We start from the raw sequence: 14,008 nt of genomic DNA, 5'->3' as shown, positions 1-14,008 counted from the left end.
GCCCTTTAGATTTTCATCAACCAAGCGATCATCCATGTTCAAGGGAACGATTGACCGAGGTCATCTCGAGTGCGTGGCTGAGCCCCCGATGTATCCGCCGCCCTACCCCAACATCTCTATCAAGATCCTAGACCATCCTTTGCTCGAAAACTTCCGGTGGGACACCGCTGATCAAATCATCCTGATCTGCCGCGAGCGTTCGGCCGAACCGAATGGGCAGGTTATGGCGCTCAGGGATTGGCCGATAGAACGAGCGCATGATTTCTGTGCTTTTGGACAATGGCGATTGGACTATCAGACAATTTCGATCAATCGCCATTCCGGCACGGTTACCTTCAGCGCCGGACATGGAGGTGTTGCGCCACTTTATCTGAAGGTCAGCGGCGAGCGAATTGATCTCTCTTGGTCGATAGCGGACTTTTATTCGGGCATGACCCTGGCCGACGTCGACACGGACCGAACTGGTCTGCGTCTTGTGGGGACGCTCCCCTATGCAACAACCACGATGTTTCGCGGTGTTTTCATGCTGACCGAGCGCGCGTCACTTTGCATCAGCAGGACGGGAGCCGTCGAGACGCACTATCCGCCTCCGGCACCGTATTTCATCCCGACCCCGCTTGTGGATGAGGCCGATGTTGCAGCCGCAGCATGCCGTTTGATCGACGCTCTGCTGCGTCGCTGGCCGCTCACACCCGCCCTCACGGCTAGCGAATTCAGCGGAGGATTGGATTCGGCAGTCGTTGCCGCCATTTTGGCGGGGCAGCATCCTGACGCCCTGCAAACCTATGCCTTAGAGGTCGAGGGGCCAGCTCGAAGTCAACAGACTTCGCGGCGCGAAATAGCAATCGAGCACTTTGGCTTCCACGACCAAACGCTGCGTGTTGACACGATACCAATGGTTCCGTGTGGGTTCGAAGTGAGTAGCGACTACGTTCCCGCTCCCTACAATGCCGATCTGCAGCGGCCTCTCCATCAACTATTGAAGTCGCTCACAACTGCCTCAGCCCCACGGGCGGTCGCAACTGGCACAGGCGGTGATGAGTTGCTAATGGCCCATGCTTTCGAGCAAAATCACGAGCAATTCGCTCGTAATGTTAGCGATTCATTCCTTCCTGCGATCCTTCCCTCCGCCATGACGCTGGTGCTCAAAAACCGATTGCCCGACTATGCAGCAAGCTGCGATCGGGCACCCTTTCCTATTCTGCCGATCTCGGTATTGGAGGCACACGCCGCGCGGGCTCCTTTGTTTGCGAGCCATGGCATATGGCCAATTAGCCCATTCGCCCAGCCAGAAGCCGTACGATTTTATCGGAGTTTGCCTTTAGCCTGGAGGCACGAAAAGGCGCTGCATCGCCGGATGTTGGAACGGCTTGGATATCCCGAACGGTTCTTCACCGTTTCTATACGAGAAAATTTCGAAAACTATCTGTCCGGCTCGCTGATTATCGGTGCTAGCGAGATCACTAGTCAATTATCCCGCCGTTGCCTGCTGCATGAACTGGGACTGATCGATGCTGACCGCCTGATCGCCGCAATAGACGCTATCCGATACGATTCTCCGCTTGGCGAGCTCGGCTTTATCTTCCACGCGATTAACGTTGAACACATGCTTCGGCGAATTGACGGAACTTGAAGGAGATCACCCATCGGGACTTCGACACGCCTGCAATTAGGTCCCTTACAATTCCGCCTGGTGCCGTCGCGAGGCAGATCGTGATTACTCTCGCAATACCGGCCAATAAGACTTTCGATTTCCTTCGCTACAGATAGAACCCGGCCGTCCGCACCTCGTGCACCAATAATCTGAATACCGATAGGTAGCCCCGTGGCGCTAAAACCGCAGGAGACCACACATTCAGGTTGCCCTGTCAAATTTAGCGGGTAGCTAAAGCCAGTCCATTCAGTCCAACTCTTGACTCCGGTATCGGGTGGAGCGTTCATGGCCGTTGCAAAAGGGAGATGGGCGGCGGCGGGCGAGATAACGACGTCCACGCCGTTTAAAGCCACATCCAATGATGATCGAACAAGTCCAAGACGTCATCGATTGGAAGTGTAAATGGGATGATGGATGCGCCCTGATCTGCTAGCGTTTCCATCGCTGACGACACAGCGATATCGATTTCAGCATTAAGCGCTCCGACTGGAGGTTGTCTCCAGAAACCTATTTTCATCGAGCGAAAACTAACCTCTAACATCGCCCTCTTACCGGCACGAGCGCCGGCAAGGTCCCCTCCTGCCCGCCCCTCACGGCATAGCCGCTGGGACGGGTTAATTGGTTTCTCTGCGTTCCGCGTCCAGCCAGTTTTCGAGCTTCAGTCCGGGATACGCCAGGAAGTCCCGCGTGTTGTTGGTCACCAATACCGTGTCCAGAGCGATCGCATGCGATGCGATCAGTTTGTCGAGATGATCTTTCTTCCGGTCTCTCGTCGCCATTCGAACCGGACCGTAGGCACGCGCTGCTGCGATCCCAAACGGCTCTACCGTGATTAGCTCGGCCAGGGCGGAGAGATTATCAAGTTCTCGTTCCGGATCATCGGATGCGGAAACACCGTACTCGAGTTCCGCGAAGGTGATGGCGGACATCACCACGTCCCCCACATAGCAACTGGCAAAGCGGCGAGCGACCTGCTCCGGCTGGTTTTTCATCAGGTAGATACACATGTTCGTATCGAGCATGTAGCGCGCCATCAGATCTTGTCCCGCTCGTCTTGCTCATGGGACTCTCTTCCGTCACGCATGAAATCCGGAGAGAAGCGGGCGAATACATCCAGAACGCCGGCCAGGGAGCGATGCACAGGACGGATGCGAAGCTCGTCGCCGATGCGCTCGATCTCCAACTCAACATCGGTTCGCTCAAACGCCAGTTCCGCCGGTATGCGAACCGCTTGGGAATTTCCATTCTTGAAAGCTTTAGTGGTGTGCATGTCATTAGCCTTGTGTGTACGTGGATGTACTATATCCTAGGCTTTCCAAATAGTACATCCCCAGTGTGTACGTAAATGTTTGGCGCTTGGGGCGACGGGGCGCATCTCGCAACAGGGTGAGGTCGCTCGTGCCGAATCGTGTGCTGGTCCACCCGCCAACGGGTATTGGCCAGCAGGGCATCAAGGCGCCCATCCTTCGGCGGCTCGGGTCGCGCGAGCCCCCGTTTCTTCTGAGCGCGGCCGCGAGGAAGGCCCTGATCCTAGTATCTGGCGGGGGTAGCGGGTCGCCGAAGCGTCGATGCGACGTCAATCTTCGTCAACCCCGCGGTTTTGGCCGCCCTACTCTTGCATCCCGCGATCGGAGGGTGAGCACTTTTGCCGATGTTCATAGCCACCCCTGTCAACTTCATCGAAATGAAATCAGAAATTTGTCCACCGAACTTGATAGGCCTTGCCGTTTATCGTGACGTCGCTGACCAAATAGCCCCGATCGGCGGGTACTTCAAAAACAGCGCGGACAGCCTTTTCAGCTGTTCCACGCGTAATTTTCCAGAAGAGGGCCGGTTGCGTCCCATCCGGGCTTGCCCAACCGGCCGTGTTCAAACCTGCGAAATAGATACCAACCGGATTGGCGAGTGAAATGTTTGCGTCAGTCCGCGCCAATAAATTGACGCCGCCCCCGATGGTCGGGTCACTATGCCTTTCCGCTTGCCCATAAGCGCCGCATCGAATGAGGTCCTGGTCGTTCGTCAACAACACGCCTTTGGGCGCACGCGTATTGCTCGCCCCGGCGGCGAGTTCAATCTCTGCGCCAAGAGTGTTGTTCTGTTGGATCAGGTGCATGGCACCCTTAGACGTCCCGCTGTTCCACTTGTTTCTCGGATTATAAGTTCCGGCCGAGGTCAAAAGATCATTCGGCTGAACCGCAGGGTCTATGTGGCCACGGTAAAGGTCCAAAACTTTAGCTGGATCGGTTGCCGCGAGAAATTGCCAGTATTCGGGCCCCTCGCAGGTAAATGTCACGCGCGAAATACGCCCGTCGGCCAAGCGGGTTACACTCCACTCGCAATATTCGTCCTGCACGTCCCTGCTTCCGTCAGCGGTCTTCCAACGCTCTTCGTCGGTGGCCGCATCGATTGCCACCAGGCGGGGAAACGCGGTCCAGCTTATATCTTTTTCGACAGCATCTGCCGCCAACGGCGTCTTAGCGACGTTGAAGAAGCGTGGGCGCGGGGCGTCAAAATCGTACGTCCGGCTGTCCGGCCTTCGCATCGTCAAGCTGTTGCGACATCCAGTCACTCCAAGCCTCTTGTTGCTGCTGGTTGAAGTCCTGCAAGAATCCAGGTGGGTCAAAACTTGGCATCACGCTTCCTCCGGGTCGGGTAAAACATGGGCGTCGACATCCATGCGTAGAAAATCAGTGATCTCAAGAGTGCTGGCGATCGGCAATGTCAGACCGAACTCCGACAAGGGGCGCTTACGGAACTGCCGACGTCTGGATTCGGCCAGCCGAAAAATTTCGTCAAAGCCATCTGCCGTACCCAACTTCTCGGTGAGCTTCGTCCAATGGGTCTCGATCATCGTTGCGAACGACTGTTCCCAGCCGCTTGGATCGACGTCCCATAGGGAGAGGAACTCTGCCCCCATTTCGCCTCCGGGATCGCGAACGGCCTGAACGAAAAGCGCCTCGCCGCTGCCGTCCAGCTTCATTTGGGTGGGGAAAAACCGCAGCAGATATTCTCGTTTTCGGGAAAAGATCGGGTTCTGGAAATCGACCATAAGCAAACAGGCTGCCAGGCGACGGGACAGAACACCTCTTCCCAGCAGGCCGGCTAGAATAACCCGGTCCTCCAGAGACGGCTCCGGAACGGCGAAGGCGAAATCGACATCCCCTTGAACCACGACGCCCCCGTCCTGCCGTTGGACGGCGTATCGACTGAGGCAATTCGTATAGAACGCGCCCGGAACTTTCAGACGCTGGATGTTCGCAGGTATGTTCAGTTCATCAAGCAGGCACTCTGTGTTCAAGAAGAACGTCGTGGGCAAGCGAAGCAGCTCATCTGGCGCCAGTGATGCCGACTGTTGAGGAGAGGATGTAAGATTGACCGTCGTCGTCGTGACAACTTGTCGTAGGAAGCTCTGGGCATTGGAAAGGATGCCATTTTGAGCCTCACGATCGAATCTCGATTTCGTCCAACGGGAGGTGCCAGAGCGCACGATAAGTTCGAGATCCTCAGCACCCTTGACCTGCGAACTGTGGTAGAGAGTGTCTGATCGCAACGGATCGTCAGGAGCAAAGATCTCGTCTTGAATCGGCGACGCCTGAGAGTGCCAGTGTAGCCATGGCACTTTCAGCTCTTTCATGACCGGTCCGCCGTTACATGGCTGTCGAACGGACCGCGCCCCCGGGTTGGCGCTTGTAGCGAATGCCACGAGTTCCCAGCCCAAGACCAGGTTCCACTACGCCGCTCGTAAAAATTATAAGCGCCTGCGACCGGATCCTAGGCAAAAACCTGTAAAAAGATGCCGCTGGAATTGAAAGGAGGCGCCGTCGATACGAATATCTCGGCATCTTGTTCGCGGTGCCGTGTCACAACCAGCCTCAAATGGCGATCTAGATCTGCAGTGGAAGGATCCCAGGCAATTTGCCCGCCGTCTGTGACCCGATAGATCCGCTGATCTGGGAGCGCATCTGGGCCGACAACAGCATCAAGGACAGCCAGCAATTCAAGCAGGGTCTCCGGCCGGTGCCCGGGAGCAAGGACCAGCTTCGCAAAAGCGTCATTGACTGGTGAAGCTTCTGCCCTTGGATCGAGCACCGACGCCTTACGGTCGATCCCTAGGATAAAGCGCGCCGCGGCGCCGGTCGGTGTATCCTTTAGGGGATCGGCGAGCCCGTCACGAGACAGCCCGGAGGCATTCCGGTGGTAAGGAAAATTACGAGTGGGAAATCTTGAGGCGCCTTCAAACTTCATGTTTGTCACCACTGCGTTTTGGTGGTTGGCCGCTGAATTCTTTTACTGCTTTGTCTCATTAGGGCTCGGCTCTGGCCTTTCGAGAGCAACCCCCGATTTAGCTTACCGGGGGCGGGCCACGCTCACCTACGAACCCAAGCTCATGGCAGCCTATGTCCGGCCCTCCCGCAAAGGCACCTAGTTGAGTGGAATCGCTTCCACATTCGCCGGAGCTGTTGCACCGTTCGAACCAGCGGTCCCCTTATTCGCCAGAACACGATATTGGATCATGTTCTTGCCTGAGATGACCTTTCCTTGAATCGTCGAGATCTTCAGTTCACCGGCCACTGAATAGTCGTTGCCGGTATTGATGCTTTGAGCGATACGATCCGCCATATCTGCGATCGTCGAAACAAGTGTTTTAATGTTATCCTCTGACAGGCCTACGTTCTTTAGAAGGTGGCGTATTTTATCATAACCTGCCTCAACGCCGCCGAAAAGATATCGGAAGAAATTCAGGTTCCCCTTTCCATGGACGCTTTCATAATGTTGGACCTCTTCACGAGCTGATGCCGAAAGAAGGGATTTTGAACAGCGCGTCAATATCCTGAGCTTCTTGGCTCGTCAGTGCTGGGACCTTAATTTCTGCGTCCACCCAGCCCTCTGAATGCGCTGGATCGTATAGTCGATGCCCGAATTTATTCCGTCGCCATGAGCATCGACCGATAATGAATCTTCCGCTTACGGGCCTTGAGCGCCATCAGGAGCTAACACCCCATGCAAAAGCGAAAATTGTATTTTCTGAACTGCCATTGATTTTAACCCTTCAGGAGGAATCTTCGTGGATTTAGACTTTTGGTTCGCCAAAAAAAATGTGGCTGCGGTAGTGGTGATCTACGTCATGGTAGTGCCGATAGCCACCGATCACATGGGCGTCGTCCTTCCAAATGCCCTGGCCTCGGCTGAGCTCCTTCGCCAGGGTATTAGCCTTTGATTTGGTCGTATATACGTCCTTGCCGTCCTTCAGCCGCTGTATTGCTTGCGCCTTATCGATCCCATGAAGACGATAGATCTTTACGCTTTTATTTACGCCTTTGGATATTATCTGCGCTGGGTAGTAATCCATGCCCGTACAACTCCTTTCTGACGACGTTTAATGGCTTTAGTGCTGCCATGGTTTGTGAATCGTCTGTCCGCAATACAGGAGCCAAGCCACGTTCGGCGAGCGCGATACATCAGGAGTATAGTGTGCCAACTACCGGCAGGCTGTCGCCGTCATTTGTATTGAGGTGTACTTTGGGAGCCAAAAATCGCAGTTGCTTGTGATATTGCCCTTGTTGGATTGTTGCATCCATAACGATTGCAAAGAGACTACCGGTCACGTCATAATCGAAGTCGCGGTTATATATAGTGCCCTTGTAGTTGAACGTTGACTCGTTCTGAGCGATCTCCATCATGCCGTTAACGATTTTCCGCTGGTCCTCCGCACTCAGGCCCCAACCGTCCAACGTGTGTTTGACATCACTATAACTTGCTGACACGCCGCCCGACCAAAAAGCGAAGAATCCTAAGCCTCCGCTAACGTTCGTCGATTCTGTTTCCTCAAATTTATGAGAATGCGAAGCGTCAAGCATTCCTTTTATCATGTTGTTCAATGCAATCACGTCTGATGGAGTAACACACTGAAGTTTAATATTTAAGGCGACATCAATTTGCCCATGTGCAGGCACTGTATACATCACGCCTATGAGCTGTCCGCGACCGTATGAGGTAATTGATACTCCGTTCTCAACGGCCGGATCGGATCTAAATACAGAAATATGGTGCAGTACTGTCTCTATTCTTCCGACATTCGTGATTGGTTCAAATGTTAAGATGCGTGCTTTTCTAAGTCTGCCGTTCATTACATCCTCCAAAAGTTGATCCATCGCTCCAAGAAGCCAGTCTTTTGAGACCTTCTCAATTGCAAGGCGGACAAATTTGCGTAGAATCAGGCAGCCGGCCTCCATGTCTTGCAATTTGTCAACTGTCTGCATAACTGGAGTAGGTTGAGGCTGTCCGGCATAACACTGATGCCATCTTCTAGTAACGAACGTGCCGTCTCCCAATCCTTCGCGTCTATCGCCGTCCAGATGCGATCGATCAGGGATTGTTCAGCGGAGTCCATTGAGGGAGCTGTTTCACCTACCTTTAGGTTGGGCATGCTTGGCGTTCCTTCATGTGTTCGAAGCAATGCGGTTATCCCGCAATGCGGATGCGGAGGCCGTTCCGCTGCCTCGCAATAGCTCTCAAGATTCGTGCCAGGCAGGCCGATTGAGATGACGAACAATAATTCGCTGCGATTCCAGTTATGTGGCGCGAAAATACGCGATTGACAACAAGGGCGCCTGTCACGTAACCGACAAAGGTAGCGACAATGCCGCAACGTCATGACGTACCCCAATTGAATAGGCCAATTGGAATTTGCCAGTTACGATCCCTGACGGTACTGGTAACCCTCCCCGCCATTAAGGGGCTTCAAAAGTGGAATTTTCTCCGGCTTTATGATCGAGGAGATTTCGATGAAGACGAGCAGATTTAGCGAACCACAAATCCTTGCCATTCTTCGCCAGGCGGAAGGCGGTGTCCCTGTACCCGAGCTTTGCCGGGAACATGGCATGAGCACGGCGTCATTTTACAAATGGCGATGGCGTTGGTGCACGGATGTGGAACTGAAGGGATGGGGATCTTTGAAACGGCTGATTATGGCTTGGCTGCCTTGCGGCGGACGGCTTTCGGGCGTGCGAAAGCAAGCATGCGGTTGAGGACGGCGCAGCCGATGGCGACTTCGGTCTGCTGACCAGGCAGCGACCTGGCCCGCAGACGCCGCCCGATGACGGACTTGTATCGCCCGATTGCCGTCTCAACCAGCGAGCGTTAGCCGTAGCCGTTAGAGACCTGCCATTTCATCCGGCCGTCACTGTTGATTGCGGCGATATGCCGGTTCCGTTGGCCGGGAGGTCTATCGTCGCTTGGCTCGACCGCGTTGGCGCGAGGCGGAATGACGATAGCCGCCGCCGCGCTATGATCGATGACTGCCTCGTATGTAGGTTTTCCATCATAGGCACCGTCGGCTGTGAACTGTCCGATCGGACCGCCAATCTGGTCCAGGAGTGGCGCAACTTGAGAGACATCGCCAGCATCCTGATGGGACTGTCAGGAATTTCGTGTACGGGCGTGCATAATGGGTACGAAGGAGACCACCCATGGCACGACGGAAAGAGCCTATCATCGCGGACAGCATTTTGGACCAGCTTCTCGCCGGTTCTGATGCGAAAACGGCTTTCGAGAGCAACGGTCTGCTCGATCAGTTGAAGAAGGCGCTGGCGGAGCGGGCGTTGAATTCGGAGATGGATCATCATCTCTCCGACGAAGAGACCGTCGGCAACAGCCGCAATGGCTACGGCCGCAAGACAGTGCTGACGGATAGCGGCTCTTTGGAGCTTTCCATCCCGCGCGACCGGCAGTCGAGCTTTGATCCTCAATTGCTTGCCAAGTATCAGCGCCGCTTGCCTGGCTTCGACGAGAAGATCGTGTCGATGTATGCGCGTGGGATGAGCACGCGTGAGATCGTGGGGCATGTCCAGGATCTTTACGGGATCGACGTGTCGGCCGACTTGATCTCGGCCGTCACCGACGCGGTGCTGGACGAAGTTGCGACCTGGCAGTCGCGGCCTCTGGAGCCGGTCTATCCGTTGGTGTTCTTCGATGCGCTGCGGGTCAAAGATCAGAGACGAAGGCCATGCAAGGCGGTGCACATCGCGCTCGGCGTGCGCGGCGATGGCACGAAAGAGATGCTCGGCCTGTGGATCGAAACGAATGAGGGTGCCAAATTCTGGCTGCGGGTGATGAACGAGATGAAGAACCGCGGCGTCGAGGACATCCTGATCGCCGTCGTCGACGGCCTGAAGGGCTTTCCAGACGCCATCAATGCCGTCTTCGCGCAAACGACGGTGCAGACCTGCATCGTCCATCTGCTGCGCGATTCTCTGGATTTTGCACCATGGAAGGACCGCAAGGATTTGGCCCGCGAGCTGAAAGCAATCTACGGAGCCATCGATGACAAGGCGGCGGAGGCGGCGCTGACAACGTTCGAGGGTGGCTTTTGGGGTCGGAAATTCCCAGCCGTCGCCCAGATCTGGCCGCGAGCCTGGCAGGAGGTCATCCCCTTCTTCGCCTTTCCAAGGGATGTTCGCCCGATCATTTACACCACCAACGCCATCGAAGCCCTAAATTCCAAGCTGCGTCGCGCCGTCCGGGCAAGAGGTCATTTTCCGAGCGATGAGGCGGCGACAAAACTGCTCTACCCGGTCTTGAACAGATCGGAGAAAGAGTGGAAAATGCCGCCGAGGGAGTGGGCGATGGCAAAATCCCAATTCGCCATTCTCTTTGCGGACCGCTTTCAGGCCGCAAGGGCGTAAGAGCAAATGTTCAACCGCACGCCCGTACACGAAGTTCCTGACAGTCCCTCCGAAACCTCTTCGTCCCATCCCAGACCAACCGCTCCGCAGCACAAATTCGAACCCATCGACGCCAGGCAATGGCCGCGTGGGAAGCCGTGAGTGCACGGCCTGCCTGAAAAGCGCAGGCTCGGCCTCACGTGGCCACATTCAAACAACGTGACACCGCCCATCCGGGAGCCGGCGGCGCAATCATCTCGAAACAAAGGACGACCTCATCGGAAACGGCAACAAACTGAGCAATAGTACTTATTTACGACATCACAAATATAGCTAGTCTAGCGGCGTCTTGTCCCGCCAAATTTCAATCAATTGTGGAGTCAGCCGATGACAGCAGCGTTTTGGAGTCAGCCGACGACAGTTGCGGATTTGACCAGTACAGGCGTGGCCATCGGCGCTCTTGCGCGTGTGGTTACTCTGACACCTGCCTTCGCGCAGACCGACTTGGTTGCGTTGTCGCGCTATTTTCCTGATGCGGCTTTGCTGGAATGATGGAGGATCAAAGTGCTTTTCCCACTCGAATCAGCGCTGAAGGCGGATTCCAAGTCTGTCGCAGCGTCTGGCGACTACGATATCGTCGTCGTTGGTTCCGGCATTTCCGGAGCTATAATTGCCAAGCAGGCTGCAGAAGCTGGCAAGCGTGTCCTTGTGCTTGAAGCCGGAACCGGTGCCAATAGCTCTTTGGCAGGCTATAACGATCTGCTGACGACCTTCTATTCGGCAGCCACCAAGGATAACCAGTCGCCCTTTCCGCTGAATGCGAACGCGGCCATGCCCCGCAGCACGCAGCTTCGCAAGCTGCAGGCGGGGGAAACCGATAGCTCGACCTATATCGTTCAATCCGGACCTTAAGCGGCAATATGCGGCCCATCCTGTCGTTCACGGCTCCGGAATATACCATGAAGGGTGCCGCCTATGGCCGCCAGTTTGCGCGCACCGTCTTTACGCGTCTGGGCGCGCAGGATCATACCCATTACGACCCTAGCGATTTCGGCTGTGTGGCCTATGAGGCAAGGCTATGCGATCCGCGGCGGCAATCATCTGGCCGGCACCCACATCATGGGAACGACGAAGACCAATTCCGTCGTGGACAAGAACCAGCGCAGCTGGGACCACGAAAACCTCTATCTGGTGGGCGGCGGCAGCATGCCGACGATCGGCACGGCCAATGTCACCTTGACGCTGGCCGCCATGTGCTTCCGAAGCGGCCGCGACATTCTGAAGTCTCTGCACTGAACAAAGACCAATATCCGATACGCGGAACGAACTGCGGGACTCGACGCAAGCGACACGAAGCCGGACTGTGCACCTAACTATATTCCAGGGAGCTTGAGGATGGATCCTTATGGCATTAAGACGCTCGATGAGCTGAAAGAGTTTCTCCACCGTGCGATGCAGCTCGAACATGCGACGATTCCGCCGTATCTGACTGCACTTTACTCGATTAAGCCCGGTGTAAACCGGGATGCGGCGCAAGTTCTTCGCGTGATCGTCGTGGAAGAAATGCTGGATTTGACCATTGCGGCCAATATCCTCAATGCCATCGGTGGCACGCCGGATCTTACTAGGCCAGATTTCGCGGTTAACTATCCCGCCTCGCTCCCTGACGGCGAGACCGACTTTAAGGTCAGCATACAGGCTTTCAGCCGTGAAGCGCTGGCGACATTCTTGAAAATCGAGCGGCCGGCCCGGCGCCCCGAACATCTCGCTGGCATGGGCCTGATACAACGCAAGAACTCCCCGCATATCACAGCGCTTGGCAGTGATCCGAGGCACGAAGATCTCCATTTTTACAGTATTGGCGAGTTCTATTCGGCAATCGCAGACGGCATCAAATACTTAGAAGCCGAAGCGCGCCGGGCGGGCACAACGATTTTTATCGGCGACAAGTTTCGGCAGATTACCTCGGAATATTATTATTCCGGCGGCGGTGAGTTGTTTCCCGTGACCGATCTGAAAAGCGCCCTCGAAGCCATAGAGCTCATCATGGAACAGGGCGAAGGTGACGGTGGTGGTATCTACGACGATGACGAGCACGAACTGGCCCATTACTATCGTTTCGATGAACTGGTCAAAGGCCGCTATTACCGGAAAGGTGATCAGCCCGACCACCCCACGGGTCCGCATTTGCAGGTCGACTGGGAAGGCGCTTATGCCATCAAACCGAACCTCAAGGTGGCGGAAATATCCAAAGGCTCGGAATTGCGTGAGGCGGCGACCGACTTCAATACATGTTATGGCGAGTTTCTGGAGCTTTTGACGCGTGCCTATAATGGCCAGCCGAGCTTGCTGCTGGAAGCCGTTCCGATCATGTTCGAATTCCGCAATATAATCGTTGAACTGATCCGCAATCCCCTGCCGGGCCATCCCGGTAAGTACAGCAGCCCCACCTACGAGATTCCCCACAGTGCCAAACAGGCAGCTGTCACCGGGCAGGCGGAGGTGATCGCATGAGTAGCCGTTTCGATGCATTTCTCGACCTTTCTGTCGAATTGACGGCCGTTTCCCGCTTCGATCTTTTGGGAGGGGGCCTGGCGGAACTCTCGACACGCTCGACACGGTGGTCGGGAGCGAGGTCGCCGACACGCTGCTCACCGCCCTTCGTCACCTTGCCCCATCCGTTCAGTTCCACATCCGTGCACCAACGCCAGAAAACATAAGACATAAAATCACTGTTCCTCTTCGCATTCAGATGGGAGATCGCACGACAGCCGAGCCGTACTAAACCGCGCGGGCCGCGGGCCGTTCAATCCACGGGGACCGGCAATTTTAACAATGATTGCCGGTCGATCTTGCCTGTTCCGGTCTTCGGCAGTTCGGCGACATACTGAATTATGCGTGGGTATTTGTGGGGCATCAAAGTCGATTTCACGTAGTCGCGCAGGATGCGGGTTTGCACATCGCCGTGCACTGCGCCATCGCGCAATTTCACCGCGGCCCGCAATGTCATACGGCGATCCTCCAATTTCATGTGCGAGGATGGCGCACTCATGCACGTAGGGATGTTCGTTGAGGCAGCGTTCAACCTCCATCGGCCAGACCCATTGCCCGGAGACTTTGATCAAATCGTCGGTGCGACCCAGAAAGTAATAATAACGATCCAGTCTCCACGCATCGTCTCGCTCGTCTTGTCGGCGCGGTTCCAATAGCAAGGCGCGGAAGAATGACCGCGGATGAGCATTGCGCCCTCCTCGCCCGGTTCTACCGGCTCACCATCTGGCGTGACGAGCCTGATTTCGTAGCCCGGAACGCGCGCGCCGGCGGCACCGATACGGTGATCGTCGAGTTGATTGGAAAGATAGATGTGTAAAAGCTCGGTCGAACCCAGCCCTTCGGTCGGACCGTGCCCGGTAAGATGTTTCCAGGCATTGTAGATGTCTTCCGGGAGGATTTCGGCCGCCGACATCGATTGCCGCAGCGACGAGAGATCCGTTGTCTTGGCTGAATTTGCGCGAACTAGAGCAGTGTAGAGGGTCGGCAACCCAAAAAGTACGGTTGGTTTGAACGTTTCGACCATGTCCAGCACGGCCTCAGGCGCGGGGAACTGGCCTTCCGCACAGTGCCAGTTTGATCCCTTGTTGCTGGTCCAGTCTCCCACTTTGCATCCGAGTGGCTGTCATGCAGCACCGCC

13 protein-coding genes and 5 pseudogenes are annotated in these 14,008 nt (G+C 55.6%); 7 read left to right on the top strand and 11 right to left on the bottom strand.

Going from position 1 to position 14,008, the window contains the following annotated elements; translation table 11 throughout:
- Positions 1-34 precede the first annotated feature (34 nt).
- Positions 35-1,633 carry an asparagine synthase-related protein gene (locus HJB89_RS21615; RefSeq protein ID WP_077988167.1) on the top strand — a complete coding sequence of 533 codons (1,599 nt, stop codon included), beginning with the start codon at positions 35-37 and terminating at the stop codon, positions 1,631-1,633.
- A 146-nt stretch (positions 1,634-1,779) separates the two neighbouring features.
- On the opposite strand, the pseudogene HJB89_RS33810 reads toward HJB89_RS21615, so the two are convergent.
- The 9 genes and pseudogenes from HJB89_RS33810 to HJB89_RS21575 all read right to left on the bottom strand — a co-directional run.
- Positions 1,780-2,013 (bottom strand): annotated as a pseudogene (locus HJB89_RS33810) (amidase family protein); the annotation flags it as partial.
- Between the two features lie 255 nt (positions 2,014-2,268).
- A complete protein-coding gene (locus HJB89_RS21610) occupies positions 2,269-2,688 on the bottom strand; it encodes a type II toxin-antitoxin system VapC family toxin (RefSeq protein WP_077988169.1) in 420 nt (139 codons plus the stop codon).
- Positions 2,688-2,924, bottom strand: coding sequence for a type II toxin-antitoxin system VapB family antitoxin (gene vapB, locus HJB89_RS21605; RefSeq protein WP_018496487.1), 237 nt, complete (start codon positions 2,922-2,924; stop codon positions 2,688-2,690). Before vapB ends, HJB89_RS21610 begins: the two co-directional genes overlap by 1 nt.
- Before the next feature lie 420 nt (positions 2,925-3,344).
- A complete protein-coding gene (locus HJB89_RS21600; protein WP_131713911.1) occupies positions 3,345-4,202 on the bottom strand; it encodes a hypothetical protein in 858 nt (285 codons plus the stop codon).
- Positions 4,203-4,286: 84 nt separating this feature from the next.
- Positions 4,287-5,288: a hypothetical protein gene (locus tag HJB89_RS21595; protein WP_077988171.1), complete on the bottom strand. Its 1,002-nt coding sequence runs from the start codon at positions 5,286-5,288 to the stop codon at positions 4,287-4,289.
- Between the two features lie 137 nt (positions 5,289-5,425).
- The gene (locus HJB89_RS21590) at positions 5,426-5,899 is read right to left on the bottom strand and encodes a hypothetical protein (RefSeq protein WP_131624556.1); all 474 of its coding nucleotides are present in this window, start codon (positions 5,897-5,899) and stop codon (positions 5,426-5,428) included.
- 177 nt (positions 5,900-6,076) lie between these two features.
- Positions 6,077-6,481, bottom strand: a complete 405-nt coding sequence (locus HJB89_RS21585) for a hypothetical protein (protein WP_131624554.1) — start codon at positions 6,479-6,481, stop codon at positions 6,077-6,079.
- Between the two features lie 244 nt (positions 6,482-6,725).
- Entirely contained in the window at positions 6,726-7,004 is a 279-nt protein-coding gene (locus HJB89_RS21580) for a hypothetical protein (protein WP_018068327.1), read from the bottom strand.
- Positions 7,005-7,113: 109 nt separating this feature from the next.
- Positions 7,114-7,782: a hypothetical protein gene (locus HJB89_RS21575; RefSeq protein ID WP_131624552.1), complete on the bottom strand. Its 669-nt coding sequence runs from the start codon at positions 7,780-7,782 to the stop codon at positions 7,114-7,116.
- A gap of 657 nt (positions 7,783-8,439) precedes the next feature.
- Between HJB89_RS21575 and HJB89_RS21570 the strand changes: the two are divergent.
- A pseudogene (locus tag HJB89_RS21570) lies at positions 8,440-8,565 on the top strand (transposase); the annotation flags it as partial.
- 55 nt (positions 8,566-8,620) lie between these two features.
- Here HJB89_RS21570 and HJB89_RS21565 read toward each other — a convergent pair.
- Positions 8,621-9,064 (bottom strand): annotated as a pseudogene (locus HJB89_RS21565) (transposase); the annotation flags it as partial.
- Positions 9,065-9,123: 59 nt separating this feature from the next.
- Between HJB89_RS21565 and HJB89_RS21560 the strand changes: the two are divergent.
- The 5 genes and pseudogenes from HJB89_RS21560 (at position 9,124) to HJB89_RS21545 (ending at position 12,831) form a co-directional block, all read left to right on the top strand.
- A complete protein-coding gene (locus tag HJB89_RS21560) occupies positions 9,124-10,338 on the top strand; it encodes an IS256 family transposase (RefSeq protein WP_077988175.1) in 1,215 nt (404 codons plus the stop codon).
- 366 nt (positions 10,339-10,704) lie between these two features.
- Positions 10,705-10,869, top strand: a complete 165-nt coding sequence (locus HJB89_RS21555; protein ID WP_158081455.1) for a hypothetical protein — start codon at positions 10,705-10,707, stop codon at positions 10,867-10,869.
- Between the two features lie 12 nt (positions 10,870-10,881).
- Positions 10,882-11,229 (top strand): FAD-dependent oxidoreductase, encoded by a 348-nt coding sequence (locus HJB89_RS33805; protein ID WP_198943669.1) that lies wholly within the window; start codon positions 10,882-10,884, stop codon positions 11,227-11,229.
- Between the two features lie 2 nt (positions 11,230-11,231).
- Positions 11,232-11,613 (top strand): annotated as a pseudogene (locus HJB89_RS33800) (GMC oxidoreductase); the annotation flags it as partial.
- Positions 11,614-11,712: 99 nt separating this feature from the next.
- On the top strand, positions 11,713-12,831 hold the full coding sequence (locus HJB89_RS21545; protein ID WP_077988176.1) for a ferritin-like protein: 1,119 nt from the start codon (positions 11,713-11,715) through the stop codon (positions 12,829-12,831).
- Positions 12,832-13,123: 292 nt separating this feature from the next.
- Here the strand turns inward: HJB89_RS21545 and HJB89_RS21540 are convergent.
- Positions 13,124-13,927: pseudogene (locus tag HJB89_RS21540) on the bottom strand (AMP-binding protein); the annotation flags it as partial.
- Positions 13,928-14,008: the final 81 nt, after the last annotated feature.

Source organism: Rhizobium sp. NZLR8 (genome assembly GCF_019685025.1).
Classification (GTDB): Bacteria; Pseudomonadota; Alphaproteobacteria; order Rhizobiales; family Rhizobiaceae; genus Rhizobium.
This window is presented reverse-complemented; position numbering and strand designations above follow the sequence as displayed.

What these genes read in the sequence shown, in the direction of transcription:
- HJB89_RS21615 (WP_077988167.1), top strand. Translation starts at nt 35, where the DNA reads ATGTTCAAGGGAACGATTGACCGAGGTCATCTCGAGTGCGTGGCTGAG.
- HJB89_RS21610 (WP_077988169.1), bottom strand. Translation starts at nt 2,688, where the DNA reads ATGGCGCGCTACATGCTCGATACGAACATGTGTATCTACCTGATGAAA.
- vapB (WP_018496487.1), bottom strand. Translation starts at nt 2,924, where the DNA reads ATGCACACCACTAAAGCTTTCAAGAATGGAAATTCCCAAGCGGTTCGC.
- HJB89_RS21595 (WP_077988171.1), bottom strand. Translation starts at nt 5,288, where the DNA reads ATGAAAGAGCTGAAAGTGCCATGGCTACACTGGCACTCTCAGGCGTCG.
- HJB89_RS21590 (WP_131624556.1), bottom strand. Translation starts at nt 5,899, where the DNA reads ATGAAGTTTGAAGGCGCCTCAAGATTTCCCACTCGTAATTTTCCTTAC.
- HJB89_RS21580 (WP_018068327.1), bottom strand. Translation starts at nt 7,004, where the DNA reads ATGGATTACTACCCAGCGCAGATAATATCCAAAGGCGTAAATAAAAGC.
- HJB89_RS21575 (WP_131624552.1), bottom strand. Translation starts at nt 7,782, where the DNA reads ATGAACGGCAGACTTAGAAAAGCACGCATCTTAACATTTGAACCAATC.
- HJB89_RS21560 (WP_077988175.1), top strand. Translation starts at nt 9,124, where the DNA reads ATGGCACGACGGAAAGAGCCTATCATCGCGGACAGCATTTTGGACCAG.
- HJB89_RS21555 (WP_158081455.1), top strand. Translation starts at nt 10,705, where the DNA reads ATGACAGCAGCGTTTTGGAGTCAGCCGACGACAGTTGCGGATTTGACC.
- HJB89_RS21545 (WP_077988176.1), top strand. Translation starts at nt 11,713, where the DNA reads ATGGATCCTTATGGCATTAAGACGCTCGATGAGCTGAAAGAGTTTCTC.